This window comes from Bradyrhizobium sp. USDA 4341, from assembly GCF_054063755.1.
Genome location: NZ_JBSSGO010000002.1, coordinates 163,327 through 189,704, shown reverse-complemented (window position 1 = coordinate 189,704; position 26,378 = coordinate 163,327). Strand labels below are relative to the sequence as shown.

At 65.9% G+C, this 26,378-nt stretch carries 22 protein-coding genes; 10 read left to right on the top strand and 12 right to left on the bottom strand.

Translation table 11 applies throughout. The features are described 5' to 3' along the window. Positions 1-124 precede the first annotated feature (124 nt). Entirely contained in the window at positions 125-877 is a 753-nt protein-coding gene (locus ACVIGB_RS06655) for a hypothetical protein (RefSeq protein ID WP_456723311.1), read from the top strand. Between the two features lie 25 nt (positions 878-902). Here the strand turns inward: ACVIGB_RS06655 and ACVIGB_RS06650 are convergent, their stop codons facing one another. From ACVIGB_RS06650 to ACVIGB_RS06620, 7 genes are all read right to left on the bottom strand, one after another. After that, positions 903-1,253 carry a BA14K family protein gene (locus tag ACVIGB_RS06650; protein WP_456723312.1) on the bottom strand — a complete coding sequence of 117 codons (351 nt, stop codon included), beginning with the start codon at positions 1,251-1,253 and terminating at the stop codon, positions 903-905. 11 nt (positions 1,254-1,264) lie between these two features. Continuing rightward, entirely contained in the window at positions 1,265-1,576 is a 312-nt protein-coding gene (locus ACVIGB_RS06645; RefSeq protein ID WP_223967896.1) for a hypothetical protein, read from the bottom strand. A gap of 8 nt (positions 1,577-1,584) precedes the next feature. Next, positions 1,585-3,072 carry an efflux transporter outer membrane subunit gene (locus ACVIGB_RS06640; protein WP_456723313.1) on the bottom strand — a complete coding sequence of 496 codons (1,488 nt, stop codon included), beginning with the start codon at positions 3,070-3,072 and terminating at the stop codon, positions 1,585-1,587. Beyond that, positions 3,073-6,357: an efflux RND transporter permease subunit gene (locus ACVIGB_RS06635; RefSeq protein ID WP_456723314.1), complete on the bottom strand. Its 3,285-nt coding sequence runs from the start codon at positions 6,355-6,357 to the stop codon at positions 3,073-3,075. 3 nt (positions 6,358-6,360) lie between these two features. Beyond that, complete coding sequence (locus ACVIGB_RS06630; RefSeq protein WP_456749118.1) at positions 6,361-9,471, bottom strand: MdtB/MuxB family multidrug efflux RND transporter permease subunit; 3,111 nt, start codon at positions 9,469-9,471, stop codon at positions 6,361-6,363. Next, the gene (locus ACVIGB_RS06625; protein WP_456723316.1) at positions 9,468-10,730 is read right to left on the bottom strand and encodes an MdtA/MuxA family multidrug efflux RND transporter periplasmic adaptor subunit; all 1,263 of its coding nucleotides are present in this window, start codon (positions 10,728-10,730) and stop codon (positions 9,468-9,470) included. Before ACVIGB_RS06625 ends, ACVIGB_RS06630 begins: the two co-directional genes overlap by 4 nt. 268 nt (positions 10,731-10,998) lie before the next feature. Beyond that, positions 10,999-12,444, bottom strand: a complete 1,446-nt coding sequence (locus ACVIGB_RS06620; protein WP_456723317.1) for a DASS family sodium-coupled anion symporter — start codon at positions 12,442-12,444, stop codon at positions 10,999-11,001. Between the two features lie 223 nt (positions 12,445-12,667). Here ACVIGB_RS06620 and aat point away from each other — a divergent pair, with 223 nt between their 5' ends. Further along, a complete protein-coding gene (aat, locus tag ACVIGB_RS06615; protein ID WP_456723318.1) occupies positions 12,668-13,348 on the top strand; it encodes a leucyl/phenylalanyl-tRNA--protein transferase in 681 nt (226 codons plus the stop codon). A gap of 98 nt (positions 13,349-13,446) precedes the next feature. On the opposite strand, the gene ACVIGB_RS06610 is transcribed toward aat, so the two are convergent. Continuing rightward, on the bottom strand, positions 13,447-14,460 hold the full coding sequence (locus tag ACVIGB_RS06610) for a DUF2155 domain-containing protein (protein WP_456723319.1): 1,014 nt from the start codon (positions 14,458-14,460) through the stop codon (positions 13,447-13,449). A 268-nt stretch (positions 14,461-14,728) separates the two neighbouring features. Between ACVIGB_RS06610 and ACVIGB_RS06605 the strand changes: the two genes are divergently transcribed. The 4 genes from ACVIGB_RS06605 to ACVIGB_RS06590 all read left to right on the top strand — a co-directional run bounded on the left by ACVIGB_RS06605 (position 14,729) and on the right by ACVIGB_RS06590 (position 18,436). Further along, positions 14,729-15,508 (top strand): SDR family NAD(P)-dependent oxidoreductase, encoded by a 780-nt coding sequence (locus ACVIGB_RS06605; RefSeq protein WP_456723320.1) that lies wholly within the window; start codon positions 14,729-14,731, stop codon positions 15,506-15,508. Between the two features lie 37 nt (positions 15,509-15,545). Further along, positions 15,546-16,487: an alpha/beta hydrolase gene (locus ACVIGB_RS06600; RefSeq protein WP_456723321.1), complete on the top strand. Its 942-nt coding sequence runs from the start codon at positions 15,546-15,548 to the stop codon at positions 16,485-16,487. Between the two features lie 167 nt (positions 16,488-16,654). Next, positions 16,655-17,878 carry a citrate transporter gene (locus tag ACVIGB_RS06595; protein ID WP_456723322.1) on the top strand — a complete coding sequence of 408 codons (1,224 nt, stop codon included), beginning with the start codon at positions 16,655-16,657 and terminating at the stop codon, positions 17,876-17,878. 123 nt (positions 17,879-18,001) lie between these two features. Next, a complete protein-coding gene (locus ACVIGB_RS06590; protein ID WP_456723323.1) occupies positions 18,002-18,436 on the top strand; it encodes a hypothetical protein in 435 nt (144 codons plus the stop codon). Between the two features lie 243 nt (positions 18,437-18,679). Here ACVIGB_RS06590 and ACVIGB_RS06585 read toward each other — a convergent pair whose 3' ends face one another. Further along, the gene (locus tag ACVIGB_RS06585) at positions 18,680-18,898 is read right to left on the bottom strand and encodes a hypothetical protein (protein WP_092113690.1); all 219 of its coding nucleotides are present in this window, start codon (positions 18,896-18,898) and stop codon (positions 18,680-18,682) included. 249 nt (positions 18,899-19,147) lie between these two features. Continuing rightward, positions 19,148-20,086, bottom strand: coding sequence for a GlxA family transcriptional regulator (locus tag ACVIGB_RS06580; RefSeq protein ID WP_456723324.1), 939 nt, complete (start codon positions 20,084-20,086; stop codon positions 19,148-19,150). Between the two features lie 129 nt (positions 20,087-20,215). Here ACVIGB_RS06580 and ACVIGB_RS06575 point away from each other — a divergent pair, with 129 nt between their 5' ends. Next, the gene (locus ACVIGB_RS06575) at positions 20,216-20,902 is read left to right on the top strand and encodes a DJ-1/PfpI family protein (RefSeq protein WP_456723325.1); all 687 of its coding nucleotides are present in this window, start codon (positions 20,216-20,218) and stop codon (positions 20,900-20,902) included. Positions 20,903-21,257: 355 nt separating this feature from the next. Here the strand turns inward: ACVIGB_RS06575 and ACVIGB_RS06570 are convergent, their stop codons facing one another. Continuing rightward, positions 21,258-21,668, bottom strand: a complete 411-nt coding sequence (locus ACVIGB_RS06570) for an NADH:ubiquinone oxidoreductase subunit NDUFA12 (RefSeq protein WP_456723326.1) — start codon at positions 21,666-21,668, stop codon at positions 21,258-21,260. Between the two features lie 264 nt (positions 21,669-21,932). On the opposite strand from ACVIGB_RS06570, the gene ACVIGB_RS06565 reads away from it, so the two are divergent. Further along, a complete protein-coding gene (locus ACVIGB_RS06565) occupies positions 21,933-22,523 on the top strand; it encodes a BA14K family protein (protein ID WP_456723327.1) in 591 nt (196 codons plus the stop codon). Positions 22,524-22,572: 49 nt separating this feature from the next. Here ACVIGB_RS06565 and ACVIGB_RS06560 read toward each other — a convergent pair whose 3' ends face one another. After that, complete coding sequence (locus ACVIGB_RS06560; RefSeq protein ID WP_456723328.1) at positions 22,573-23,469, bottom strand: DMT family transporter; 897 nt, start codon at positions 23,467-23,469, stop codon at positions 22,573-22,575. Positions 23,470-23,649: 180 nt separating this feature from the next. Between ACVIGB_RS06560 and ACVIGB_RS06555 the strand changes: the two genes are divergently transcribed. Both ACVIGB_RS06555 and ACVIGB_RS06550 read left to right on the top strand, forming a co-directional pair. Next, positions 23,650-24,054, top strand: coding sequence for a response regulator (locus ACVIGB_RS06555; RefSeq protein ID WP_092113679.1), 405 nt, complete (start codon positions 23,650-23,652; stop codon positions 24,052-24,054). A 19-nt stretch (positions 24,055-24,073) separates the two neighbouring features. After that, positions 24,074-26,311 (top strand): CHASE3 domain-containing protein, encoded by a 2,238-nt coding sequence (locus tag ACVIGB_RS06550; RefSeq protein ID WP_092113675.1) that lies wholly within the window; start codon positions 24,074-24,076, stop codon positions 26,309-26,311. The last annotated feature ends 67 nt before the right edge of the window (positions 26,312-26,378 follow it).

Below are 26,378 nucleotides of genomic sequence, written 5' to 3'. Positions count from 1 at the left end.
CTCTCGCGAGCCGTCAGCTCGGCCGATTTATGGGTTCACGGCCTGGGCTCCTGCCGGTGGCGGATTGATCGAATTTTCGCGTTGGCATTAACGGCCGCGTCACCCTGTTGTTCGATCGCAGCCGGTGGCCCTGACCGGGTTAAGACAAATCTGGGCATTGCTTGCCATGCTTTTCCCCCAGCTTGGCAGGAACGGCACGATGTTCGAGCGCAGGGTGGTTTTTGGAAAGAAGCAGGCGACGTTGGGCGAGCTCAAGGAGCCCGTGCGTCCGGCACCGGGCGCCGACGGCGCGGCACCCGCCTTTCACAGGAGGCAGTGGGAAGATCCACGGATCGGGCCGATGCTGCGCGATGCGGGGTTCGCGCCCGACGGCGCAGCCAGCATCGTGCCGACGGCGGACAATCGCCTCGCCGTGTTTGCTGCGGCCAATCAACGGCTGCAGGAGCGCACCGAGAGTTTCAACCGTGATATGACGGCGCGCCACGGCTACTGCCATGCGTTGCCGTTCCTGGTCATCGACCACAAGATCTGGGACGGGCCGCATGGCGCGTTTCTCTACACGCAGCTGGATCTGATCGGCTACGACGAGTGGAACGTGATCATGCTGGCGGAAGATCCGCAGACCACGGAAGCATGCGGCCTGGCAGGCCATCCCGGCTTCCTTCCGGCGGTGACGCAGCTCATGACCGAGCATGTGATCGCGTGGGAGGCGCAGCACAACGCCTTGCTCAAGACATTCGGAACCACTGCGAGCGGCGGCCGCGACATCTCGCGCGAGCAATACGAGATGGAAAAGGACACGCTGCGCAGGGAAATTATCGACAAGGCCGGCTGGATGAAGCTGCGCATCATCGACGACCTTCTGCGCAAGAGCTAGAAGCGCCTTCCGCTCCCGAACAATCTCAATCAGGCCGATCGCGGTGCCGCCGTGTGCGATGCGGACGGCAATCCTGGCATGGCGCGCCGAAGATCACCTGCGACGGATAGGGCCGCGCCGAGTGCCACGGCGTCGAGCCGAACAGGCCTGCCGCGCCGAAGCCCGCACTGAAGGGATCGGCGGCGAAGCTGCCCGGAAAGGAGCCGTTGCTGCGAAAATCGCGGTCGTCATTCCTGCCGTCGAAATACGCACCGCCGGTGCTGCCGTAACGCAGCGGCCGTTGCGGCTCCAAGTCATGAGACAAGTTCTGGGCCGAGGCAGCGGCGGTGCCGAGCGCGATGGCGGCGCAGGCGATCAATGCTCTGATGGCGGTCATGCCTAGGGCCCTCATTGCGGAATGGTCCCCCAGTCGCCCTTCCAGGCGATCAGGCGTCCCTTGCCGAATTGCAGATAGAGTCCATCGCTGCGCCTCGACAGCACGCTGCCCCTGACATTGGGCAGCGCGACGAACAATTCATTGCCCGGCGTGCCGCGAACATAGTTCAGGGGCACGCCGAGCGACTGGCTGGCCTGGTCGGCGCTCATGCCGAAGGCGAGCGGAATGCTGTTCGGTGGCCGCTGTTGCGCACGGGCCGCGCCGGCCGGCGCGCCGAGCGCGATGACGAGGGTAACGACGAACAGTGTGACGAACCGCTGCATGACCGACCTCATGGCACTGCCGCCGCGAGCGTGCCTGCCGGCGTCCAGCCGCCGCCGAGCGCCTGGAACAGGCTGCTTGCCGCCAGCAGCTTGTTGAGCCGCACCGTCACAAGGTTGAGTTCGGCCGTGAACAGCGTCTGCTGTGTCTGCAGCACCGTGATGAGATTGACCGTGCCGCCGCGCAGCTGCGTCTCGGAGACCTCGAACGCCTTGCGCGAGCTCGCCACCACGTCGGACTGCAGCCGCTCCTGCAGCGTATACTGCTGCAACGCGATCAGCGCCTTCTCGACGTCGGCGAAGGCCGACAGCACCGCCCTGCGATAGGCCTGCAGGTTTTGCAATTGCTGGCCCTTGGCGAGCTTGAGCTGGCTCTCCAGCAGGAAGCCGTCGAACAGCGGCTGGGTCAGCCCCGCGGCGAGCGTGTAGTACCAGGCGCCCGGCGCAAACAGCGAGGCGAGCGCCGCGCTCTGGAAGCCCGTGGTGCCGGTCAGCTGGATCTGCGGGAAGAACGCCGCCCGCGCCGCGTCGACGCTGAAATTGGAGGCCGCGAGCTGCGCCTCGGCCTGACGGACGTCAGGCCGCTGGTAGAGCAATTCCGACGGCATCCCCGGTGTGATGCGCGGCACCGAGATCTGCGTGGTGCTGCCGCCGCGCACCGAGAAATCAGCCGGTGCGCGCGCCACCAAGAGGGCAAGCGCGGCGGTGTTCTGCCCCAGCGTCACCTCGAGCGGCGGGATCGCCGCGCGCTGCGTGGCGACCAGCGCCTCCTGCTGCGACAGGTCGAGCTGCGAGGCGGTGCCGCCGGCGAATTGCGACTTGATCAAGGCCAGGATGCGCTCGGCCGCCGCCAGATTGCGCCGGGTGGCCTTGATCTGGTCCTGCGCCGCCAGCACCTGGAAATAGGTGTTGGCCACCGCCGCCATCGTGGTCAGCGCGACCACCTCGCGATTGTAGCGGGCGACCGTCGCGCTCTCCTCCGAGGCCGACAGCGTCGCGCGGTTCTTGCCCCAGAAATCGACGATGTAGCTCGCGCTGAGTCCCAGACTGTACTGCGAGAACGTACCGCTGCTCCCGCCGAGCACCGAGCTCGATCCAGTCGCGACCTTCTGACGCTCGGCATTGGCCGATCCCGAGATCGACGGCAGCAGCGCGGCGCCGGACACGCCGGCCTGCGCGTCGGCCTGCACGATCTGGGCGATCGCCACCGCGATATCGAGATTGTAGAGCTGCGCGGATTCCATCAGCCCGGTCAGCTCGGGCGAGCGGAAACCGCGCCACCAGGCCAGCGCAGGAACGGCGGCGTCGGCATCGCCCTTGGCCGCGGCGCGATAGCTCGCCGGCACTTCGAGACTGAGCTCGGGTTTCTCCACCCCGGGAATGCAACCGGTCAGGCCAAGGCTCAGACCAAGGCCGAGGCCGCCGAACGCGGCCACGCGCCGAAACCGGACCGGTTTCCGCAATATTCGAAGACTAAGCAACGCTGCACCTGTCGGCATTTACTCGCCCGGTTGAAGTGAGGAGCCCGGCATCCGCACGGCGCCGCCGCGGCGGACGCGCAGGGCCCACAAGCGGAACCGGTCGAGATAGAGGTAGATGACCGGCGTCGTGTAGAGCGTCAGGACCTGGCTCAGGATCAGACCGCCGACGATGGCGATGCCGAGCGGCTGCCGCAGCTCGCCGCCGTCGCCCATCCCGATCGCGAGCGGCACGGCGCCGAGCAGCGCGGCCATCGTCGTCATCATGATGGGACGGAAGCGCAGCAGGCATGCCTCCTTGATCGCCTCGAGCGGCTCCAGCCCGCGCCTGCGTTCCGCCTCCAGCGCAAAGTCGATCATCATGATGGCGTTCTTCTTCACAATGCCGATCAGCAGGATGACGCCGATCAGCGCCATGATACTGAACTCGGTCTTGAATGCCATCAGCGCCAGCAAGGCACCCACACCTGCCGAAGGCAGTGTGGACAAAATGGTCAGCGGATGGACATAGCTCTCATAGAGCACGCCCAGCACGATGTAGATCGTGACGATCGCGGCCAGGATCAGGAACGGCTGGTTGCTGAGCGAATCCTGGAACGCCTTGGCGGAGCCCTGGAATGTGCCGCGGATCGTGGCCGGGACGCCGATCCGGTTCATGGTCGCCTCGATGCTGCCGACCGCGGTGCTCAACGACACGTTCGGCGGCAGGTTGAACGAGATGGTGTTGGCGACCAGGAGGCCCTGGTGATTGACTGCAAGCGGCGTCGCGCCCTGCTTGAACGCCGCCACCGCCGACAGCGGGATCATGGTCTCGCTGCTGGTCGAGACGGCCGACCCGGTCGAGGCCACGCCCTTCCCGGTCGAGCCGATCGAATTGGTCGCCTGGTTGCGCGCGGCCTGGGCATTGGCTGAACTCGCCGCGCTCGAGGTTCCCGGCGCCACCACGGTGCCGGTCACCGCGTTGGTCGATTGCGAGCCGCCGACCGATCCGCCCGACGTGCTGATGTAGACGTCCTTTAGCGTCTCGGGGTTCTGCCAGTAGCGCGGCGCGACCTCCATGATGACGTGGTACTGGTTGCGCGCGACATATATCGTCGACACCTGACGCTGGCCGAAGGCGTCGTAGAGGGTGTTGTCGATCTGGCTCACGGTGATGCCGAGCCGGGCCGCGGCATCGCGATCGATCACGAGGTCGGATTCAAGGCCCTTGTTCTGCTGGTCGCTGTTGACGTCGGCCAGGTTCGGATCGCGCTGCATGGCCGCGGCGATCTTCGGCGTCCAGTCGTTGAGCTCCTCCAGCGTCGAGCCCTGCAGCGTGTACTGATACTGCGCATTCGACTGCCGCCCGCCGACCCGGATGTCCTGCACCGCCTGCAGGAACAGGCTGGCGCCGGGCACCACCGACATCTCGCGGCGCAGGCGTGAAATCACGCCGTCGGCGCTGATCTTGCGCTGGTCGAGCGGGCGCAGCGAGACGAACACGAAGCCGGAATTGGTCTGGCCGCCGCCGGTGAAGCCGACCACCGTCTCCACCGCCGGATCCTTCTGGATGATGCCGACGAACTGCGCGAGCTTCTGCTGCATCAGCTGGAACGAGACGCTCTGGTCGGCCTGGATCGAGCCGACCAGCCGCCCGGTGTCCTGCTGCGGGAAGAAGCCCTTCGGGATCACGCTGTAGAGATAGAAGTTGAGGCCGAACACCGCCGCCAGGATCAGCATCACCGAGACCGGATGCTGCAACGCGGCCGTCAGCGTCCTGCGGTAGAAATTCAGCATCGCCTCGAAGAAGCGCTCGCTGGCCCAATAGAGCCGGCCGTGGCCGCCGCTGTCGGGCTTGAGCAGCACGGCGCACATCATCGGGGTGGTCGCCAGCGAGACCGCGAGCGAGATCAGGATCGAGATCGAGATCGTCATCGCGAACTCGCGGAACAGCCGCCCGACGATGCCGGCCATCAGCAGGATCGGGATGAACACCGCGATCAGCGAGATGCTCATCGACAGCACGGTGAAGCCGACCTCGTTGGCGCCCTTCAGCGCCGCCTCGAGCGGACTCAGGCCCTCCTCGATGTAGCGGGTGACGTTCTCCAGCACCACGATGGCGTCGTCGACCACGAAGCCGGTTGCCACCGTCAGCGCCATCAGCGACAGATTGTCGAGGCTGTAGCCGATCAGGTACATCGCGCCGAAGGTTGCGACCAGCGACACCGAGACCGCCACCACCGGAATCAAGGTGGCGCGCAAATTGCGCAGGAACGCGAACACCACGATGATGACCAACATCACCGCCAGAACCAGCGTTCGCTCGACGTCGCGGAGCGAGGTGCGGATGGTTGTCGAGCGATCCACCGCAAGGCCGATGTCGATCGCCGGCGAAATCGAGGCCTGCAATTGCGGCATCAGCCCCTTCACCAGGTCGACGGTACTGATGATGTTGGCGTTCGGCTGGCGGTAGAGGATGAGCAGCACCGCCGGCTTGCCGTTGGCGAGCCCGGCATTGCGCAGATTCTCGACGCCGTCGGCCACCTCGCCGACATCGGAGAGGTGAACCGGCGCGCCATTGCGATAGGCCACGATCAGCGATCTGTAGTCATCGGCCTTGTTGGCCTGGTCGTTGGCATAGACCTGGTAGCGCTGGTCGCCGACATCGATGCCGCCCTTGGGGCTGTGGGCGTTGGCGCTCGACAGCGCCGCGCGGACGTCTTCGAGCCCGATGCCGTATTTGTAGAGCGCCTGCGGGATCAGATCGACACGCACGGCGGGCAGCGAGCTGCCGCCGACCACGACCTCGCCGATGCCCTCGACCTGCGACAGCTTCTGCGCCAGCACCGTGGAGGCGGCGTCGTAGAGATCGCCGCGGGTCAGCGTGTCGGACGTCAGCGTCAGGATCAGGATCGGCGCATCTGCCGGGTTGACCTTGCGGTAGGTCGGATTGCTGCGCAGGCTGGTCGGCAGATCGGCCCGTGCCGCATTGATTGCGGCCTGCACGTCCCGCGCCGCGCCGTTGATGTCGCGACTCAACCCGAACTGCAGCGTGATCCGGGTCGAACCGACCGAGCTCGACGACGTCATCTCCGTCACATCGGCGATCTGGCCGAGATGCCGCTCAAGCGGGCTCGCGACCGTGGTCGCGACGTCCTGCGGGCTGGCGCCGGGCAGCGTCGCCTGCACCGAGATGGTTGGAAAATCCACCTGCGGCAGCGGCGACACCGGCAGCTTGAAGAACGCGACAAGGCCGGCCGCCGCGAGCCCGAACGTCAACAACGTGGTTGCGACCGGCCGGCGGATAAAGGGCGTTGACGGATCCATGGCTCAACGCGACCCGCTCGCCTCGCCGACCTCGTCCGCCCGCCCGGCAAACCGCAGCGCCAGGCGATCGAACCAGAGATAGATCACCGGCGTCGTGAACAGGGTCAGCATCTGGCTCACCAGCAGGCCGCCGACGATCGAGATGCCGAGCGGATGCCGGAGCTCGGAGCCGGCACCGCTGCCGAGCATCAGCGGCAGCGCGCCGAGCACAGCGGCCATCGTCGTCATGATGATCGGCCGGAACCGCAACAGGCAGGCCTGGTAGATCGCCTCCCGCGGCGGCTTGCCTTCGTTGCGCTCGGCATCGAGCGCGAAGTCGATCATCATGATCGCGTTCTTCTTCACGATGCCGATCAGGAGGATGATGCCGATGATCGCGATGATGGTGAGGTCCTGGCCTGCCATCATCAGCGCCAGCAACGCGCCGATCCCGGCCGATGGCAGCGTCGACAGGATGGTCAGCGGATGGATGAAGCTCTCATACAGCACGCCCAGCACGATATAGACCGTGATGATCGCGGCCAGGATCAGGAACAACTGGTTGGAGAGCGAGGACTGGAACGCCAGTGCCGCGCCCTGGAAGCTCGTGATCATGCCGAGCGGCTGGTTGATTTCGGCCTGCGCCTGCTTGATCGCGGTCACCGCGCCGCCGAGCGAAGCGCCCGGGGCCAGGTTGAACGAAACGGTTGCCGACGGAAACTGGCCGAGGTGCGAGACCTGCAGCGGCGCGGTCTCCACCCGCATCCTGGCCATCACCGACAGCGGCACCGGCGTCGAGCCCACCGATGACGGCAGATAGATCGACGACAGCGAATCCAGCGAGTTCTGCAGCGACGGATCGGCCTCGAGGATGACGCGGTACTGGTTCGAATTGGTGAAGACGGTGGAGACGATGCGCTGGCCGTAGGAATCGTACAGTGCATTGTCGATCGTTGCCGGCGTGATGCCGAACCGCGCGGCCTGGTCGCGGTCGATGTCCACGAACACCGAAAGCCCCTGCGCGGAAATATCGCTGGTGACGTCGCTGAGCTCGGGCAATTCCCTGAGCTTATCGACCAGCTTCGGCGTCCATTCCGCGAGCTCGTTCGGATCGGCGTCCTGCAGGATGAACTGATACTGCGTCCGGCTCACCGTGCCTTCGATGGTGAGGTCCTGCACCGGCTGCATGTAGAGCGTGATGCCGGTCAGCGCCGCCGTGCTCGCCTTGATCCGGTCCATCACCGTCGAGACGCCGGCCTTGCGCTGCTCATGCGGCTTCAGGTTGATCAGGATGCGGCCGCTGTTGAGCGTGGTGTTGGTGCCGTCGACGCCGATGAAGGACGACAGGCTCTCGACATCAGGGTCCTTCTGGATCGCGCTGGCGAGCCGCTGCTGCCGCTCGGCCATCGCAGCGTAGGACACCGATTGCGGCGCCTCCGAGATCGCCTGGATCACGCCGGTGTCCTGCACCGGAAAGAAGCCCTTGGGGATGACGACGTAGAGCAGCGCCGTGAGACCAAAGGTGGCGAGCGCGATCAACAGAACGAACGTCTGGCGATCCAGCACCCAGTTGAGCATCCGGGCGTAGATCGCGATGACGTGGTCGAAGCCTTCCCGGCTGAGCCGCTGGAAGGTATTCTCGCGCGTCATGCTCTCCGGCTTCAGGAGTTTCGCGCAGGCCATCGGCACCAATGTCAGCGACACCACGGCGGAGATCAGGATCGTGACCGACAGCGTGATGGCGAATTCGCGGAACAGGCGGCCGACGACGTCGCCCATGAACAGCAGCGGGATCAGCACCGCGATCAGCGACACCGTCAGCGAGATGATGGTGAAGCCGATCTGCTCGGAGCCGCGCAGCGCCGCCGCCTCGAGGGGCGACTCGCCCTCCTCGATATAACGCGAGATGTTCTCGATCACGACGATGGCGTCGTCGACCACAAAGCCGGTCGCGATCGTCAGCGCCATCAGCGACAGATTGTTCAGACTGAAGCCGAACAGATACATTGCGCCGAGCGTGCCGACCAGCGACAGCGGCACCGACAGGCTCGGGATCAGCGTGGCGCGGGTCGAGCGCAGGAACACGAAGATGACCAGCACGACCAGCACCACCGCAAGCGCCAGCTCGTATTCGACATCGCGGACCGAGGCCCGGATCGTGACGGTCCGGTCGGTCAGGATGTTGAGGTCGATCGCGGCCGGCAGCGTGGCCTGCAGCTGCGGCAGCAGGTCCTTGATACCCTGGACCACCGAGATCACGTTGGCGCCGGGCTGGCGCTGGATGTTGAGGATGATCGCCTGCGTCTCGTTCATCCAGGCGCCGAGTTTGTCGTTCTGCGCGCCGTCGACGACGTTGCCGACGTCGCTGAGGCGAACCGGCGAGCCGTTCTTGTAGGCGATGATCAGCGAGCGGTAGTCGCTGGCATTGCGGATCTGGTCGTTGGCATTGATGGTGTAGGCGCGCATCGCGCCGTCGAAATTGCCCTTCGGCGTGTTGACGTTGGCGTTGCCGAGCGTGGTGCGGAGATCGTCGATGTTGAGCCCATAGGCCGCGAGCTTGCGGATGTCGGCCTGGATGCGCACCGCGGGCCGCTGGCCGCCGCTGATGCTGACGAGGCCGACGCCGGGTAGCTGCGAGATCTTCTGCGCCAGCCGGGTGTCGACGAAATCCTGCACCTGCGTCAGCGGCATGGTCTTCGAGGTCAGGCCGAGGGTCAGGATCGGCGCGTCAGCCGGATTGACCTTGGCGTAGATCGGCGGCGCCGGCAGGTCCGACGGCAACAGATTGCCGGCGGCGTTGATCGCGGCCTGCACCTCCTGCTCGGCGACGTCGAGCGAGATCGACAGGCCGAACTGCAGCGTGATCACAGACGAGCCGGCCGAACTCACCGAACTCATCTGGTTCAGATTCGGCATCTGGCCGAACTGCACCTCGAGCGGCGCCGTCACCGACGACGTCATCACGTCGGGACTGGCGCCCGGATAGAAGGTCTGCACCTGGATGGTCGGATAGTCGACCTCCGGCAGCGCCGCGACGGGGAGGAATCTGAACGCCAGCATGCCCGACAGCATGATGGCGATCATCATCAGGGTCGTCGCCACCGGCCGCAGGATGAATGGCCGCGACGGGTTCATTTCGTCTGCCCGTCCGCGGCACCCTTGTGGTTGCCGCCTCCCGCCTTCTCGGGATCGGCGCCGCCCTTGCTATCTGCCTTGGTGTCTCCCTTGCCGTCACCCTTGGCGACCCCATTCGCCGCGCCGCTCGCCGTCCCCTTGGCCGCGCCGGCCGGGCTCGCGGCATCGGCGGCGGAGCGCACCACCACCTTGGCGCCCTCGCGCAGCTTGTCGGCGCCGTCGATCACGATGCGATCGCCAGGCACAAGCCCCGACAGCACCTCGACACGGTCGCCGTCGGTGACGCCGATCTTGACCGGCCGCACCGAGACCGTGCTGTCGGCGTTGACGAGATAGACGAAGGTGCCGGGGACGCCGCGCTGGATGCCGGCGGTCGACATCGTCGTGGCATCCTTGTGGGTGTCGAGCAGCAGGCGGATGTTGACGAACTGGTTCGGATACAGCGTGCGCTTGTCGTTCTCGAACTGGGCGCGCAGCTTGATCGTGCCGGTGGTCGCATCGATCTGGCTGTCGAAGGTCTGCAGCGATCCTTCGGCGAGCTTATTGGCGCTGCTGCGGTCATAGGCCGCCGCCGGCAGCACCGCGCCGTCCTTCAACCGCTTCGCGACGGCCTGCAGATTGTCCTCTGGCAGCGTGAACAGCACGCTGATCGGCTCGAGCTGCGTGATCACGACAAGGCCGTTGGTGTCGCCCGGCGTCACGTAATTGCCGAGGTCGACCTGGCGCAGTCCGACACGCCCGTTGATCGGCGAGACGATGTGACAATATTGCAAGTTCACTTCGGCCGACTTCACCGACGCCCGGTCGGCCTCGACCGTGCCCTGATACTGCGCGACCAGCGCAACCTGGGTATCGAGCGTCTGATGCGGCACGGCGTTCTGCGCCGCGAGGTTCTGGTAGCGGGTGAGATCGACCTGGGCGCCCTTCAGCTGCGCCTCGTCGCGCGCGAGCTGTCCCTTGGCCTGCGCCAGCGTCGCCTCATAGGGACGCGAATCGATCTCGGCGATCAGGTCGCCCTTCTTGACCTCATCGCCCTCCTTGAAATCGATCTTCATCAGGTAGCCGCTGATCTGGCTTCTGATCGTCACGGTCGCGAGTGACGTCACGGTGCCGAGCGCATTGAGGCTGACGCCGATATCGCCCTTGCCGACGGCCTCCGGCACGATCGACATCGGCCCGGCATTGCGGCCGCCGCCGGCTTGCGGCGGCGCGGCCTGCTGGCGCGTCCACCAGACGATGCCGGCAAGCACCGCCAGCACGACACACCCTGTCAGAAACCCTCGCCCGCGCGATGGCCGCCTGGTTTGCTCGGGCGCCAAGATAGACGGGTCTTTGATATGCTGGTCCATAACTTGCCCACGAAGAAACACGAATGAGCCGCTGCGGCTCTATGTGTCCCCTGAAATCCGCGCGCGCCACATTCGAGGAAGCATTTTGGACGCTTCCGTCAGACAAAGCGCGTTAAGAATCGGAAAGGAAAGTCCTCCTTCCCGATCGGCCGCTGTTTCTCGCTGGATTGTGGCTATTTTACCCGATCATCTGTAGCCAGGGCAACACGATCAGCAACAATCCGGCAAAGTAGATTACGCCGAAGATCAGCCCGAACTTCCAGAAGTCGCCTTTGCCGATATAGCCGCTGCCGTAATACATCGGCGCCGGTCCGGTGGCGTAGGGCGAGATCACCCCCATCAGCCCGAGCGAATAGACGCACAGCAGCATCAGGGTCTGCACCGACAGGCCGGGAATGCTGGAGCCGACCGCGAGCACCACCGGCAGCACGGCGGCGGTATGCGAGGTGATGCTCGAGAAGAAATAGTGGATCCAGAAGAAGAATGTGACGAGCAGGATCATCCCGACCAGCGGCGACGTGCCGGAGAGCGGCTTCGCATAACCCTCGGCGACCCATTTGATGAAGCCGATCTCGTTGAGACCTGACGACAGCGTGAGCAGCGAGGTGAAATAGAAGAATACCTCCCACGCGCTCTTCTCGGCGACGATGTCCTCGAACACGATCACGCCTGACAGCAGCATCAGCGAGATCACGACGAATACCACCGTGGTCGCGTTGATGAAGTTCGAGCCGAGCAGCGGCACGCTGATATTGGGATTGGAGCCGCAGATCCACAGGAACATCGCGAGCACCACCAGCACCGCCATGATCCATTCGTGCCGCGACGGCGGCCCCATCTTGGCGAGTTCGCCCTCGCTCCAGGTCACGATCTCCGGGCTTTCCTTGATCTCCGGCCGGCAGACGGCGTAGCTCAGCAACGGCACCAGCAGCAGCAAGAGGATGCCGAGCGGCGCGAAACCGATGAACCATTGCGACCAGCCGACCTCGATGTTGACGAGCTTCTTGGCGATCGAGAGCGCGGCGGCGTTCGGCGCCAGCGCGGTCAGAAACAGCGAGCTGGTGACGGCCGTGGTAGCAAACGCGGTCCACATCACGAAGGTGCCGATCTTGCCTGCGGTCGGACCCGGCTCGGAGCCGTAGATGCGCGGGATGTTGCTGACGATCGGATAGATGGTGCCGCCCGAGCGCGCGGTGTTGGACGGCGTCGCCGGCGCCAGCACCAGATCGGAGAACGCCACCGCATAGCCGAGCCCGATGGTGCGGCGGCCGAGCCCGCGCACCAAGAGCAGCGCCAGCCGGCGGCCGAGCCCGCTCTTGCGATAGCCGATCGAGAACACGAAGGCGCCGACGATCAGCCACACCGTGCTCTCGGAAAAGCCGGCGAGCATCCAGCGCAGCGACTTGTTCGGGTCGGGCTCGACATAACCGCCGACGCCGGCGACGGTCAGTCCGATCAGGCCGACCGCGCCGACCGGCATCGATTCGAGGATCAGCCCGGTGATGACGGCGGCGAACACCGCAAAATAGTGCCACTGATTGGCGTTCAGCCCTGATGGCACCGGGATCAGATAGATCATCAGCCAAACCAGCAGCGGCGCAAACGTCCGCCATGACGATTTCATGCAGCGTCCCCCTCACCTGTGTCGATTGTCGGCGCCCAAGCCGCCATGTCCCGGGCGGCGGCGCCATCTTTTTGTGGCAATGTAGCATGGCCGCGCAGTCCGTCTCGGGAAACTGCGGCGGAATGGCGCGCCTTGTGGAGGAACCGGCGCGTTTCGTCAACACGTCGCGACCCCGTGGCAGGCCCCATCGCAAGACCGCCCGCGCTTTGCTATCTTGGCCGGCATGACCTCACGCGACTCCGCCTCCTCCGAGATCACGCCCGAGGTGCTGCTGCGCGCCTATGCCTGCGGCATCTTCCCGATGGCGGAGAGCGCCGACGATCCGACGCTGTTCTGGGTCGAGCCGGAATTGCGCGGCGTGATTCCATTCGACGGCTTCCGTGTCGCCTCCCGCCTGGCGCGCACCGTGCGCTCGGATGTGTTCACCGTCACCGTCGATACCGCGTTCAAGGCCGTGATCGCCGGTTGCGCGGCGCCGCAGCCCGGTCGCGACGACACCTGGATCAACAAGCGCATCCGCGACCTCTATGTCGGGCTGCACGCATCAGGCCATTGCCACAGCGTCGAGGTCTGGCAGGACAACAATCTGGTCGGCGGCCTCTACGGCGTCAGCCTCGGCCGCGCCTTCTTCGGCGAAAGCATGTTTCACACCACGCGTGACGCGTCGAAGGTCGCGCTGGTGCATCTGGTGGCGCGGCTGATCGCGGGCGGGTTCGAACTGCTCGACACGCAATATGTGACCGAGCATCTGAAGACGTTCGGTGCGGTGGAGATTTCGCGCCGCCGCTATCGCGCGCTGCTCGACAAGGCGATCGCAGGTGCGCCGGCGGAATTCCGCAAGCTCGACGCCACGCAGCCCATCAAGGGCGCCGACGCGCTGGCGATCATTGCCGCGCGCAATTGATCATGTAGCCCGGATGCAGCGAAGCGTAATCCGGGACAAGTTCATTCGCGGAGAAGACCCCGGATTTCGCTGCGCTGCATCCGGGCTACACGTACCAATTAGTTTCCGAACAATCCGCCGAACAAACCGCCCGGCCGCTGCTGCTGGGGCGGCGGAGGTGGCGGCTGCTGCTGGTATTGCGGCAGCGGCTGCGGCGGCGGACGCGGCGCGGCCTGCTTCGGCGGCGCGCGCTTCTGGGCCGGCGGCGGAGGCGGCGTCGGCGCCTTCGGCGGATCGGGCGCGGCGGTCACGATGGTCTGGTCCGGCCCTTTGCAGTCGGTCAGCCAGATGTCGTAGATCGGATGCTCGACGCCATGCAGGCCGGGGCTCGCCGCGAACATCCAGCCCGAGAAGATCCGCTTCACCTCGCCCTGCAGCGTGATCTCGTCGACCTCGACAAAGGCGTCGGTGTTGGCGGCTTCCGTCGACGGCCTGGTGTAGCAGGCATCGGTCTTCACCCGCAGCGCGCCGAACTGCACGGTCTCGCCGATGTCCTCGTCGAAATTGATGATGCGTCCGGTGATCTTGTCGAGGCCGGAGAAGCTCGCCTTCTTGTTGGTGATCTTGGTCGACGGCGGCTCCTGCACGACCTCATCGCCCGGCTGCAATGCGGCAGGCGTCTGCGGCGGGGTGCCCTGTGGCGCGCCCTGCGGCGTCCCCTTGGGCTGACGCTGCCCCGGCGGCAGGCCCGGCAGCGGATTGGCACCGGGCGGCGTGTTGGCTACGGCGGGACCGCCGGGCTGCGGCGGCTGCACGGCAACACCGGGCGGAGCGACCGTGCTACCTGGCGGCGGCGCCAAAGGCTGCGACTGCACGCTGCCGGGCGGCGGCACCGCCTGGCCCGGCGGCAACGCCCGCGGCTGCGTCGGCAGCAGACGGCCGCGCGGCAATTCCGGCACTTCCTCGTCGTCGTCGCTGGGAGGCGCCACCTGGCCACGCGGAATCGAGCCGGGCGGACGCGGCGCGGGATCGGAGAAAATCGTTCCGATCTGCGCGCGCGCGGGCGGCGCAAGCGAGATGGTTGAGGCGGCAACCAAGGCCGCAAAGCCAGTCAGGGCAATGGTTCGAAGCATCTCGCGGGCTTTAAAAGGCGAATCGGGCTCGCGACAGTCTACCTTGATATCGGCCGCTCGCAGGCCACCGGTTAACACGCCGAATACGGCGGGGAAAGGGCGCGCGGACGCCCGTCCCCGGCCCTCCGGCCAGGCACTGGTCAACCTCTGGCCACCCTCTAGTCACTCCTGGGAACACGTGTGATAGTCCTCACGCTGACGGCGCGCGGCACCGCGTGAAAACCAGGAAAATCCGGATCGAACCGGACCAGCCAGAGGAAACCCAAACATGCCAGATCGCATCAGGCTCGACGGCCGGGTTGCCGTCGTCACCGGGGCTGCCGGCGTCATCGGAACCGCGACGCTCCAACTGCTCGCCGAACGCGGGGCGCGGATCGTCGCAGTCGACCGCAAGGGGGCCGATCTTGCGGCCGCCATCAAGGACCTGCCCGCCTCGGCCGAGGCTCTCGCGATCACCGCCGACGTCACCGATGAGGACGAGGTCAAGGACTATGTCCGCGCCGCCGTCGACCGCTTCGGCACCATCGACGCCTTCTACAACAACGCCGGCATCGAGGGCGACATCAGGCCGATCCCGGAATATTCGCTGGAGAGCTTTCGCCGGGTGCTCGACGTCAATGTCGTCGGTGTCTTCCTCGGCATGAAATATGTGCTGCCGGTGATGCTGAAGCAGAACAAGGGCAGCATCATCAACACCGCCTCGATCGCCGGCCTGATGGGATCGCCGATGATCGCGGTCTACAGCGCCAGCAAGCATGCGGTGATCGGATTGACCAAGAGCGCGGCCTGGGAATGCACCGGCACCGGCGTGCGGGTCAATTGCGTCTGCCCCGGCATGATCGAGAGCCGGATGCTGAGCACCATCCTGCAGGGACGTTCCGGCGGCAACGCGCCGCCACCGGTCGAGAAGATCGTCGACCGCATCCCGGCGCGCCGGCTCGGGCTCGCGAGCGAGGTCGCGTCGATCGTCGCCTTCCTCGCTTCCGACGAGGCGAGCTACGTCTCCGGCTCCGCCTACACCGTCGACGGCGGCCGCACCGCCGCCTGACGCTTCAGTTCAGCATCACAAGAAGGTTTGTTTGCCTATGCCCGTCGTTCTCGATCCCGATGCCGCCGCCGTTTACAAGGCCTTCCAGGAGGCCGGCCGCCCTGCCTATGAATCGCTGACCGCACCGGAAGCGCGCGAATATTATCGGGCCGCCCGCATCGTCTCCAATCCCGAGCCGCCGGCGCTTGAATCGAGCAAGTTGCTTGCGATCCCGGCGCCGCACGGCGCGATCCCCGCCCGCATCTACACGCCGAAAACACTGCGCAAGAAGGACGGGCTCGCGCCGTGCCTGGTGTTCTTCCATGGCGGCGGCTGGGTGATCGGCGATCTCGATACCCATGAGGTGGTTTGCCAGAAGCTTGCCCATGAGGGCGAATTGATCGTGATCTCGGTCGATTACCGTCTGGCGCCCGAGCACCGCTTCCCTGCCGCGGTAGACGACGCCGTCACCGCGACCAAATGGGTCGCCGCCAACGCTGGGGATCTCGGCATCGACGCCGCGCGCCTGATCGTCGGCGGCGACAGCGCCGGCGGCAATCTGGCAGCCGTGGTTGCCCTCACCGCCCGCGACGGCGGACCGAAGCTCGCCGCCCAACTGCTGGTCTATCCCGCGACCGATTTCTCGCGGAAGCATCCCTCGCATCGCGAGCCCGAGACCAGCATCCTGCTGACGCATTCGGTGATCGGCTGGTTCGGCAACCACTATCTCGGCGACGCCGACGACAGCGACTGGCGCGCCTCGCCCGCGCGCGCGAAAGACTTTGCCGGATTGCCGCCGGCCTATGTGCTGACCGCCGGCGCCGATCCGCTGCGCGACGAAGGCGACGAGTATGCGACATTCCTCAAGAAGGCCGGCGTGCCCGTGACCTACCGGCATTTCCCCGGCCAGTTCCATGGCTTCTTCACCATGGGCAAACTGCTCAACCAGGCCAATGTCGCGGTGACCGAGATCAGCGCCTGGCTGAAGACGCTGGGCTAGCGATCCGATCGGGGGCGCCGCGCTTGCAGCGTCGTCCCCTCGTTCGAGGCTCGAGCGCACGGCGCGCGCAGCTTGCGGCGTTAGCGCGCCTTGAAGTTCCCCGCGCCGCGCGATAGTGCGGCCGGACGCGCTTCACGCCGCCTGGCACTCCAGCCATCGAGATCGTCTTGCTCACGCCCATCCTCGTCTACGGTATCCCGCTCGATTTCATCCTGTTCGCGCTGACGCTGCTCGGCGTTGCGATCTTCCATCACCATACGCTCGCCGTGGCGTTGACCGGCCTTGCCGCGATCGTCGCCTACAAGCTGATATTCACGGGCTTCGCAAGGTTCGGCGCGGGCCTGCCCGGCCTCGTGCACCAGATGGAGCATGAGTGGGTCACGCTCGCGAACCTGTTCCTGCTCCTGATGGGATTTGCGCTGCTGTCGCGGCATTTCGAGGAGAGCCGCATCCCGGACGAGATGCCGGCGCTGCTGCCCGATGACTGGAAGGGCGGGCTGATCCTGCTGGTGATCGTGTTCATGCTGTCGGCCTTCCTCGACAATATCGCGGCCGCCCTGATCGGCGGCACCGTCGCGCGCCACGTGTTCCGCGGCCGCGTCCATATCGGCTACCTCGCGGCCATCGTCGCCGCATCGAATGCCGGCGGCGCCGGCAGCGTCGTCGGCGACACCACAACCACGATGATGTGGATCGACGGCGTCAGCCCGCTCACCGTCGTCGACGCCTATGTCGCGGCCATCGTGGCGATGCTGGTGTTTGCGGTGCCGGCCTCGCTGCAGCAGCACCGCTTTTCCCCGATCGTGAAGAAAGCGCCGTCCGGTCTCGCGATCGACTGGCCGCGGGTTGCGATCGTTGCGGTGATCCTGCTCGCCGCGCTCTCGGCCAATGTCACCGCCAATCTGAAATTCCCGGCGCTACTCGATGCGCTGCCCGTGCTCGGGCTCGCGGTCTGGGCCGCGATCCTCGTCACCTCATTGCTGCGGCGGCCGGACTGGTCGGTGATGCCCGAGACGCTGAAGGGCACCGTGTTCCTGCTCGCGCTGGTGACGGCGGCCTCGATGATGCCGGTGGAGAAGCTGCCGGCGGCATCATGGCAGACCGCGCTCGGGCTCGGCTTCGTCTCGTCGGTGTTCGACAACATCCCCCTGACCGCGCTGGCGCTCAAGCAAGGCGGCTACGATTGGGGCTTTCTCGCCTATGCGGTCGGATTTGGCGGATCGATGGTCTGGTTCGGGTCGTCCGCGGGCGTTGCGGTGTCCAACTTGTATCCGGAGGCCAAGTCGGTGGTCCGCTGGATCACCCAGGGCTGGCCGATCATGGTGGCCTACGTCGTCGGCTTCTTCGTGATGCTGGCCCTGCTCGGCTGGCATCCCGACGCGCCGCACTGACGCAAATGCAGAGTCCGCCATGCTGCGGCGCACAATTTGACTGCTTCAAACTTGTGGAAAAGCGAGACAAATCCGTTGACATTGCTAAACTCCATTCGCCGTAACAACTTATGGAGCGTTCGCATGAGTGTCAGTGCAGAAGTCCTCGCCCGCGCCCCGATGGAAACGACGGAGGGCGAAATCGACACGGTGAGTACGCATCGCCCACGCAGCAACATTCGGCCTCTCTCGCCGATGCCGGACTACGTCGAGCACCGCAACGGCGTCAACGAGGTGGGCAAGCTATCGGCCGAGGCGGTCGTGCGCGAATATGAAGCGGCGGTGAAAGAGATCGAGGCCCTTGGAACGGAACTGCAAGCGGCCGCCAAGAACTGCGAGGTCATGGTGGCGGGTGTCCACGACATGATCGCGGAAATCAAGGAGTTCGCCGCAGGTTACCGCGACCAGGGCAAGCGTTTCTTCCTGCAGATCGAAGCCGTCTCGTTGATGACCACGGAGGTCAGGAACACCTGCGAAGCACTCAAGAAGAAGATCGCGACCGACACATTGAGCAACTGATATTTCGGCTCGGGCACGTTTCGTGCTCAGCCATCCGTGGATTTTGGTCGTGCATAGGTGAAGGCCTGCGCTATTCCGGCGCGGCGGAACCGTTAGTTCTATTCGAGACCAAGTCGTTCGAGATTAAGTCGTTCAACATCAAGTGGTTCAACATCGGGCCCCGCTTCGGCGGGGCCTTTGTGCTGCGGTGAACTCTGCGCGCGGCGTGTCCGCGACTGGGCCGGATCTGCGTCGATGACCGGCTTAACGTACGTCAGGTGCGCGCTCAGCCATGTCCGTCGCCGGAGGCAAGGCTGAAATCGGGGACCAGCGGTCGCTGAAATCCCTGGCCGGGAGCGCGTCGGTGTCGGAGACGACAACGCCCTCGGTCCGGGGCAGGTGCGACCTGATCGTCGCGGCGGTTGCAGTGACAGCCAGCAGGGCGACAGCCACGAACCCGGTAATCGTTCGATGCTTTGTCATGTAGAACCTCCTCGGGTCCCCAACGCCCACCTAACGTGGGTCACAGGAACCGTCGCGCCGGTTCATCAGTGCAACGACAGCATGGATCGTGTGAGATTGGACAACGAGCTTGTCCCAAACTCAAATTGACTCTGCCGGCAGCGCCGGTGAGCTTGGCGGCGGTCGCTCATCGGCAGCTCTGTTCGCTTCGCCGCTGGAATGATCGCCCTTCTTTCCAGCAACGCGCCGGAGTTTCCGCAAGTCGACGACCTACCCCGCGCGCGATGCCCGGCGCAGCGATTGCGGCGGCTGGCCGAAGGCGCGGATGAAGGCGCGGCGCATCCGCTCGGGATCGCGGAAGCCGGTGATCTCGGCGACGCGCTCGATCGCCTCGCCCGACGACTGCACGCGCTGCCGCGCGACTTCGATCCTCAACCGTTCAACCGCCTTCGACGGCGTGGTGCCGGTTTCCGCGATGAAGGCGCGGGTGAAATGCCGCGAGCTCATCCCGGCCTTGTCGGCGAGATCCTCGACCGTCAGCGGTGCGTCGAGATGTTCGCGCGCCCAGGCGAGCAGCGGCCCGAACCGGCCGTTCGGCGCCTTCAACTCCAGCAGCGAGGAAAACTGCGACTGCCCGCCGCTGCGCCGATGATACAGCACGAGCTGCCGCGCGGTGTTCTGCGCGACCTCGTCGCCGTAGTCTTCGGTGATCATGGCGAGTGCGAGATCGATGCCGGCGGTGATGCCGGCCGAGCTCCAGATATTGCCGTCGCGGACGAAGATCTGGTCCGGCTCGAGCTTGACCTTCGGATAGGTCTTCACGAAATGCGGCGTGCGCTGCCAATGCGTGGTGGCGCGGCGACCGTCGAGCAGGCCGGCCTCGGCCAGCACATAGGCGCCCGAGCAGACGCTGGCGACGCGGATGCCGCGGCTCGCCATCCGCCGCACGAATGACAGCGTGGTCTGACACGTTGCCGGGGTGCGCACGCCGTTGCCGCCCGCGATGATCAGCGTCGTGATCGCCGCCGACGGCTTTAAGCCGCGCGCCAGCATCTCGACGCCGGACGAAGAGCGCACCGGCCCGGCCTTCACCGCGATCGTCTTGATATCAGGCGGGCTGTTGGCGAAGCGCGCCGCGATCTCGAACGCCGCGATCGGGCCGGCCGCGTCGAGCAGCTGGAAGTCTGGAAAGATCAGGATGCCGATCATCTGCAAAATCCTCGCAATGCCAGATCCCCGGAGGCGGCGCCGACGTCCGAAAATGAGGGAATTACGCCATTTTGGACAGGAGGCCACCATGGCATCGTGGTTCCGTCAAGCGCTATTTGGAGACCTCCGATGTCCGGACCCCTGCAGATTGGATTGCTCGTCTTCCCGAAGGTGACCCAGCTCGACCTGACCGGCCCGCTGCAGGTGTTCTCCTCGGTCCCCGGCGCCAAGGTGCATCTGATCTGGAAACGGATCGAGCCCGTTCCGACCGACTCCGTCATGGTCCTGACGCCGACCACGACCTTTGCCGACTGCCCGCAGCTCGACGTGATCTGCGTACCCGGCGGGTTCGGCACCGACGACATGGTCGGCGACGAGGAGATGCTCGCCTTCCTGCGCAAGCAGGCGGAGGGAGCGAAATACGTCACGTCGGTCTGCACGGGCTCGCTGGTGCTCGGCGCCGCCGGTCTGCTGCAGGGCTATCGCGCCACCACGCATTGGAGCGCGATCGATTTCCTGGCGGGCTTCGGAGCCATCCCGACCAAGACGCGCGTCTGCGTCGACCGCAATCGTTTCACCGGCGGCGGCGTCACCGCCGGCATCGATTTCGCGCTGACGCTGGTGTCCGAGCTCGTCGATCGCAAGACCGCGGAAGCGATCCAGCTCAGGCTCGAATACAACCCGGCCCCGCCGTTCAATGCCGGCTCGCCCGATACCGCACCGGCCGAGATCCTCGCCTTCATGAAGGAGCGGATGGGACCGGCACACGCGCGCCGGGGCGAATTGATGAGCCGTGCCGCGGCACGGCTGTCCTGACCCGATCGTGAGACAAAGAAAAAGGCCGCCCGGTTTCCCGAGCGGCCCTTCCTGTCTCACGGTAGCCTCACATTTGCGGGCGATTTCAGGATGTCTGCCCGGGGGCCTATCTCCCGGCCGCATCCAACTCGGAGGCCGCTGCTCATCGGGACAGTCGCGATCTGGAGCCCGATCCGACGCGATGGTCTCCCATCTCCGTAAGATGGCTTCATTGAGCCGCGAAGACGTGCGCGGCGCAAGCGGCCAGTATCGGCTGCAGCCTACCTGTCCCCGCTGTTACCGTTGTCCACAGGCGCGGGTGCGCTGCACGCGCGGCGCTACGGACGCACACGTCCGAAACAACAATGCGTGAAGCTCAGCTTCGCGGCGTCCAGGCGTGATAGTCGCCGGTCGCCTTGGGGCGGCGGCCGCTCGCCAGCGTCGAGCCGGACGGACGGTAAGCCTGCGCGGTGCCGGTCATGTTCGGCAGATGCGGCTTTTCCCATTCCCGCGGCGCGTACTTCTCCTCGGTCGGGGGCACATCAACCGTGTGATGCAGCCAGCCGTGCCAGCCGGCCGGAATCCGGGACGCCTCGGCGTAGCCGTTATAGATCACCCAGCGGCGCTCGAAATGCAGCGTCGGATCGATCTCGCCGCCCTTGGTGCGGTAGTAGCGATTGCCCTGTTCGTCCTCGCCGACCAGCTCGCCGTAGCGCGAGGTCCACAATTGCGTGCCAAAGGTCTGGCCGTTCCACCAGGTGAAGAATTTCAGCAGGAATTGTTTCATGCGTGGCCGGTCGGTTCGAGGCAGTCCGGCTCTGATGCCACCTGAATCTCCAAATGTCCAGCCGCCGCCAAGGTAGCCCGGCACTCCCGGAATGGGTCCGGGTTGCGGGCCCTTTGGCGACCAAATGACGCGGTCACGAGGAGTTTTGTTCACCCGCCATACATGCGCCGCCGGTCAAGCAAAGATGACGGACAATCAATGTCGAGCTCAGGAACGTCCGACCGCAGAGATGGTTAGACATTGTCCGATTTAATGGAGTCCAAAATGATCAATGTGAAGGTTCTGAGCACCGCCGCGGCGCTGGCGCTTGCGCTGCCGTTGGCTGTGGCGCCGACCATCTCGTTCGCCCAGTCTGCCGCACAGATGGGCGCGATGGGCGGTGGCGGTGGTGCGCGCGGCGGCGGTGGCGGTGGCGGTGGCCATGTCGGCGGCGGCGGCGGTGGTGGCTTTGGCGGCGGCCGTGGTGCCGCGATGGGCGGTGGCGGCGGCGGTCATTGGGCCGGTGGTGGCGGCGGTGGCGGCGGCCACTGGGCCGGTGGCGGCGGCGGCGGTGGTTGGCGCGGCGGCGGTGGCGGCTGGCACGGTGGCTATCACCGCGGCGGCGGCTTCTGGCCGGGCGCGGTTGCCGGTGCAGTCGTCGGCGGAGCGCTCGCCTCGGGCGCGTATTACGGCGGCTATGGCCCCGGATACGGCTACTATGACGACAGCTACGGCTACTACGACGACAGCGCGCCTGTCGCCGTCGAGGCCGCGCCGGGCGGCGATGCAAGCTACTGCGCGCAGCGCTACAGGTCCTACGATCCGGCCTCGGGCACCTATCTCGGCTTTGACGGCCTGCGGCACCCCTGCCCGTAACGACCTCAATGCTTGAATTAGCGAAGGGCGGCGGCAACGCCGCCCTTTCTCATGTCCGCAACGCCACCGCGACGGCTGCGAACGTCACCACCAGCGCCGCGATGTCGCTCGTGCTGAGCGGCTCGCGCAGCATGGCTGCTGCCGCCAGCACGCCGACGACAGGCACCAGCAGCGTGCCGATCGACGCGGTCGCTGCCGGCAGCCGCTCCAGCGCGGCGAACCAGCAGACGTAGCAAAGGCAGAACTGGATCAGCGTCATGTAGACCATCGACGCCCAGCCGAACTGCGACAGCGCCGCAAGTTGCGGCTGCTCGATCAGGACGCCGGCGATCGCGATCGGCACGCAGCCGATCGCGAGCTGCCAAGCCGCGAGCGACAGCGGCGGCATTGCGAGCTTGAAGGACTTGGTCAGCACCGTGCCAAGGCCAACGCAGAGCGCGCCGGCGAGCGCGAACAGGATGCCCGGCAACTTGCCGACGCTTGCGTCAAGACCGCCACCGCCGATCAGTGCGGCGATGCCGACAAGCGCCACGCCAAGCGCGAGCGCACGGGCCAGCGACACGCGCTCACCGAGCACCGGCCAGGCCACCAGCGCGACCCACACCGGGATCGAGATGCCGAGCACGGCCGCCTCGCTGGCCCGCAGCCAGATCAGCGCCAGACCCATCGACGCGACCCAGCCGCCGATCGAAAGCGTCGACACCAGCGCAAGCCGCAACCACATACCCTCGGGGACGCGCAGCTTCTGTCCGCGTGCAACCGCCACCAGAGCGAGTGCGATCGCGCCGACCACGCCGCAGAGCCCGCGCGACGACAGCGGCGGCCACTCCGTGAGCAGGAACTTCATGATCGGGAAATTGAGACCCCAGCCGGTCGATGCGACCACCAGGAATGCGAGGCCGAGCGGTGACAGCGGGGCGCGGCCGGCGACTGGAACTGCGGTCATGGACCCGTCGTAATGTGGGCGGACAAATACAAGTGATGGTGTCAGGGCTAGCTGGAAATCTGCTTGTCAGCAAACAGCATATGCATTCTATGATACAGACTTTCCGTCTAGGTTCCGCCTTAATCGGCAGACAGGCCAAGCGAGTCGTCGGCACGCGAGGCCGCAGATAGAGGATGCATCGTGCCGAGCGTTCTCGTGGTCGATGACGACCCGATGGTGTGCGTTGCCATCGAGGTGTGTTTGCAACGCCAGGGCTTCGACGTCACCGTCGCGGATGGCGGTGAAGCGGGCATGCGCGCGCTGGACAAGGCGTCGTTCGACGTCATGCTGGTCGACGTCTTCATGCCGCATATGCGCGGTTTCGAGGCGATCCGCGTCTTTCACGAGCGCGCGCCCCATATTCCCGTGATCGCGATGTCCGGCTATGCCTTCGCCAATGCCGACCGTGCGCCGGATTTCCTGCGGATGACGATCGAGCTCGGCGCGTCGGCCTGCCTGCGCAAGCCGTTTACCCCGCAGGCGCTGATTGCCGCCGTTAACGAATGTCTTGCGAAGTCCGCTCCTTCTGCTCGTCTTTCCAAATAATTGCTCGTACTAATCGTCGATGGCTTCCCAGCGTCTCATTCTCGGCAGCGGCCTTGCGATCCTCCTCGTCATCAGCGCGGCGTCTATCGGGCTGGACGTCAAGTCGCGCAGCGAGATTGATTCGGTCGATCACGCACTCGGCATCCTCAAGCGCATTTCGGATGCACGTTCGCTGCCGCGCGGCGTCGAGAGCGCGGCGCGCGGGTTCGCGCTGACGGGCGATGCCTCCTTCGCCGACGAGTTTCGCGAGCAGAGCACCGCCCTCACCGCCGCCTTCGACGACTTGATGGCTGCGGTGAAGTCGGCCCCGGACGAGGCGCAGCTGATCGCGGGCACCAAGGGACAGGTCGAGCGCGCCGTTGCGCTTGGTGCCGAACTGATCAGGTTGCGCACTGCGGGCGACACGGCCGGCGCCGCGGCGCTGATCTCCGCGGGCGAGAGCCGCGCGCTGATGGACAAGGTCGGTGCGGCGCTCGACCGCCTGGTCGCCGAGGAGCGGCGCCTGCTCGGGATTCGCACCGAACAGTCGAAGACCAATGGCCGGCTGTTGCTGGCAGTCGACCTCGCCGGCGTGGTGATGATCCTGCTGCTCGCGGTCGCGCTGACGCTGGCGGCGCGGCGCGCCAGCCGCGAACTGCAAGGCGCGCTCAGCGCGACCAAGGCGACCAATCTGTCGCTCGAGGGCAAGGTCGCCGAACGCACCAAGGATCTCGGCGCCGCGCTCGAAGGGCTCCGCCGTTCCACCTCGGTGATGGAAACCACCTTCCGCAGCATGGCGGAGGCGGTGCTGGTGATCGACGGCGGCGGCACCGTGCTGCTCTCGAACCCGGCCGCCGAGAAGATGCTGCGCTACAAGCCGGGCATGACGGTCCGGCAGCTGCGCGCCATGAGCAACGTGTTCCAGGCCGACGGCGTCACGCCGATGCAGGCCGATGACATGCCGTCGGCCAAGGCGCTGCGCGGCGAGGAATTCGACGGGCTGGAATTCGTCGCCCGGCCGGTGCGCGGCGCGCCGGAGATTCACCTAGTGGTGTCGGGCCGGCCGCTGCGCGACGGCGACAGCACCATCACCGGCGCGGCACTGATCTATCACGACATCACCGCCTCGCGCGAAACCGAGCACAAGCTGCAGCAGGCGCAGAAGCTCGACGCCATCGGCAAGCTGACCGGCGGCGTCGCGCACGACTTCAACAACATGCTGACCGTCATCACCGGCACCACCGAAACGCTGGTCGACAGCCTGCGCAGCCAGCCGAAGCTTGCGCAAACCGCCGAGCTGATCGACCGCGCCGCCGAGCGGTGCCGCGAGCTGATCCAGCATCTGCTCGCCTTCGCCCGCCGCCAGCCGCTGGAGCCGCGCACCGTCGACATCAACGGCACCGTGGTCGATATCGCCAAGCTGCTGCGGCCGACACTGGGCGAGCAGATCGAGATCGATTCGGTGCTCGCTCCCGATGTCGCCAGCGTCCATATCGATCCGTCGCAGCTTGCCAATTCGCTGCTCAACATGGCGATCAATGCCCGCGACGCGATGCCGAACGGCGGCAAGCTGTTGTTCGAGACCAGCAACATCGTGCTCGACGACGCTTATGCTGCTGTTAATCCCGACATCACGCCGGGCCGTTACGTGCTGCTCGCCGTCAGCGACACCGGCACCGGCATGTCGCACGCGGTGCAGGACAAGGTGTTCGAGCCGTTCTTCACCACCAAGGAGGTCGGCAAGGGCTCCGGCCTCGGCATGAGCATGGTGTACGGCTTCGTCAAGCAGTCCGGCGGCCATATCAAGATCTACAGCGAGGAAGGCCACGGCACCACGATCAAGCTCTATCTGCCCCCTGCCCGCGGTCAGGTCGAGGTCGAGGCGCCTGCGCCGGAGCCGGTGCGGCGCGGCAGCGAAGTCATCCTCGTCGTCGAAGACGACCAGCTGGTGCGCAACTACGTGGTCACGCAACTTGGCGCCCTCGGCTACAAGACCATTGCCGTGCCCGACGCCCGCGCCGCGCTGGCGCTGGTCGACAAGGGCGAGAAGTTCGACCTCTTGTTCACCGACGTCATCATGCCCGGCGGCATGAACGGCCGGCAGCTCGCCGACGAGGTCACCAAGCGTCGTCCCGGCCTCAAGGTGCTCTACACCTCCGGCTATACCGAAAACGCGATCGTGCATCACGGCCGCCTCGATCAAGGCGTGCTGCTGCTGGCCAAGCCCTATCGCAAGGCGCAGCTCGCCAGCATGCTGCAGCAGGCGCTCGGCGAGTAATGCGGAATGCGGTGGTCTTGCGCAGGCCCGCGCGGCGGGCCTCACGATGCCCGCTGGCGCCGGTTGC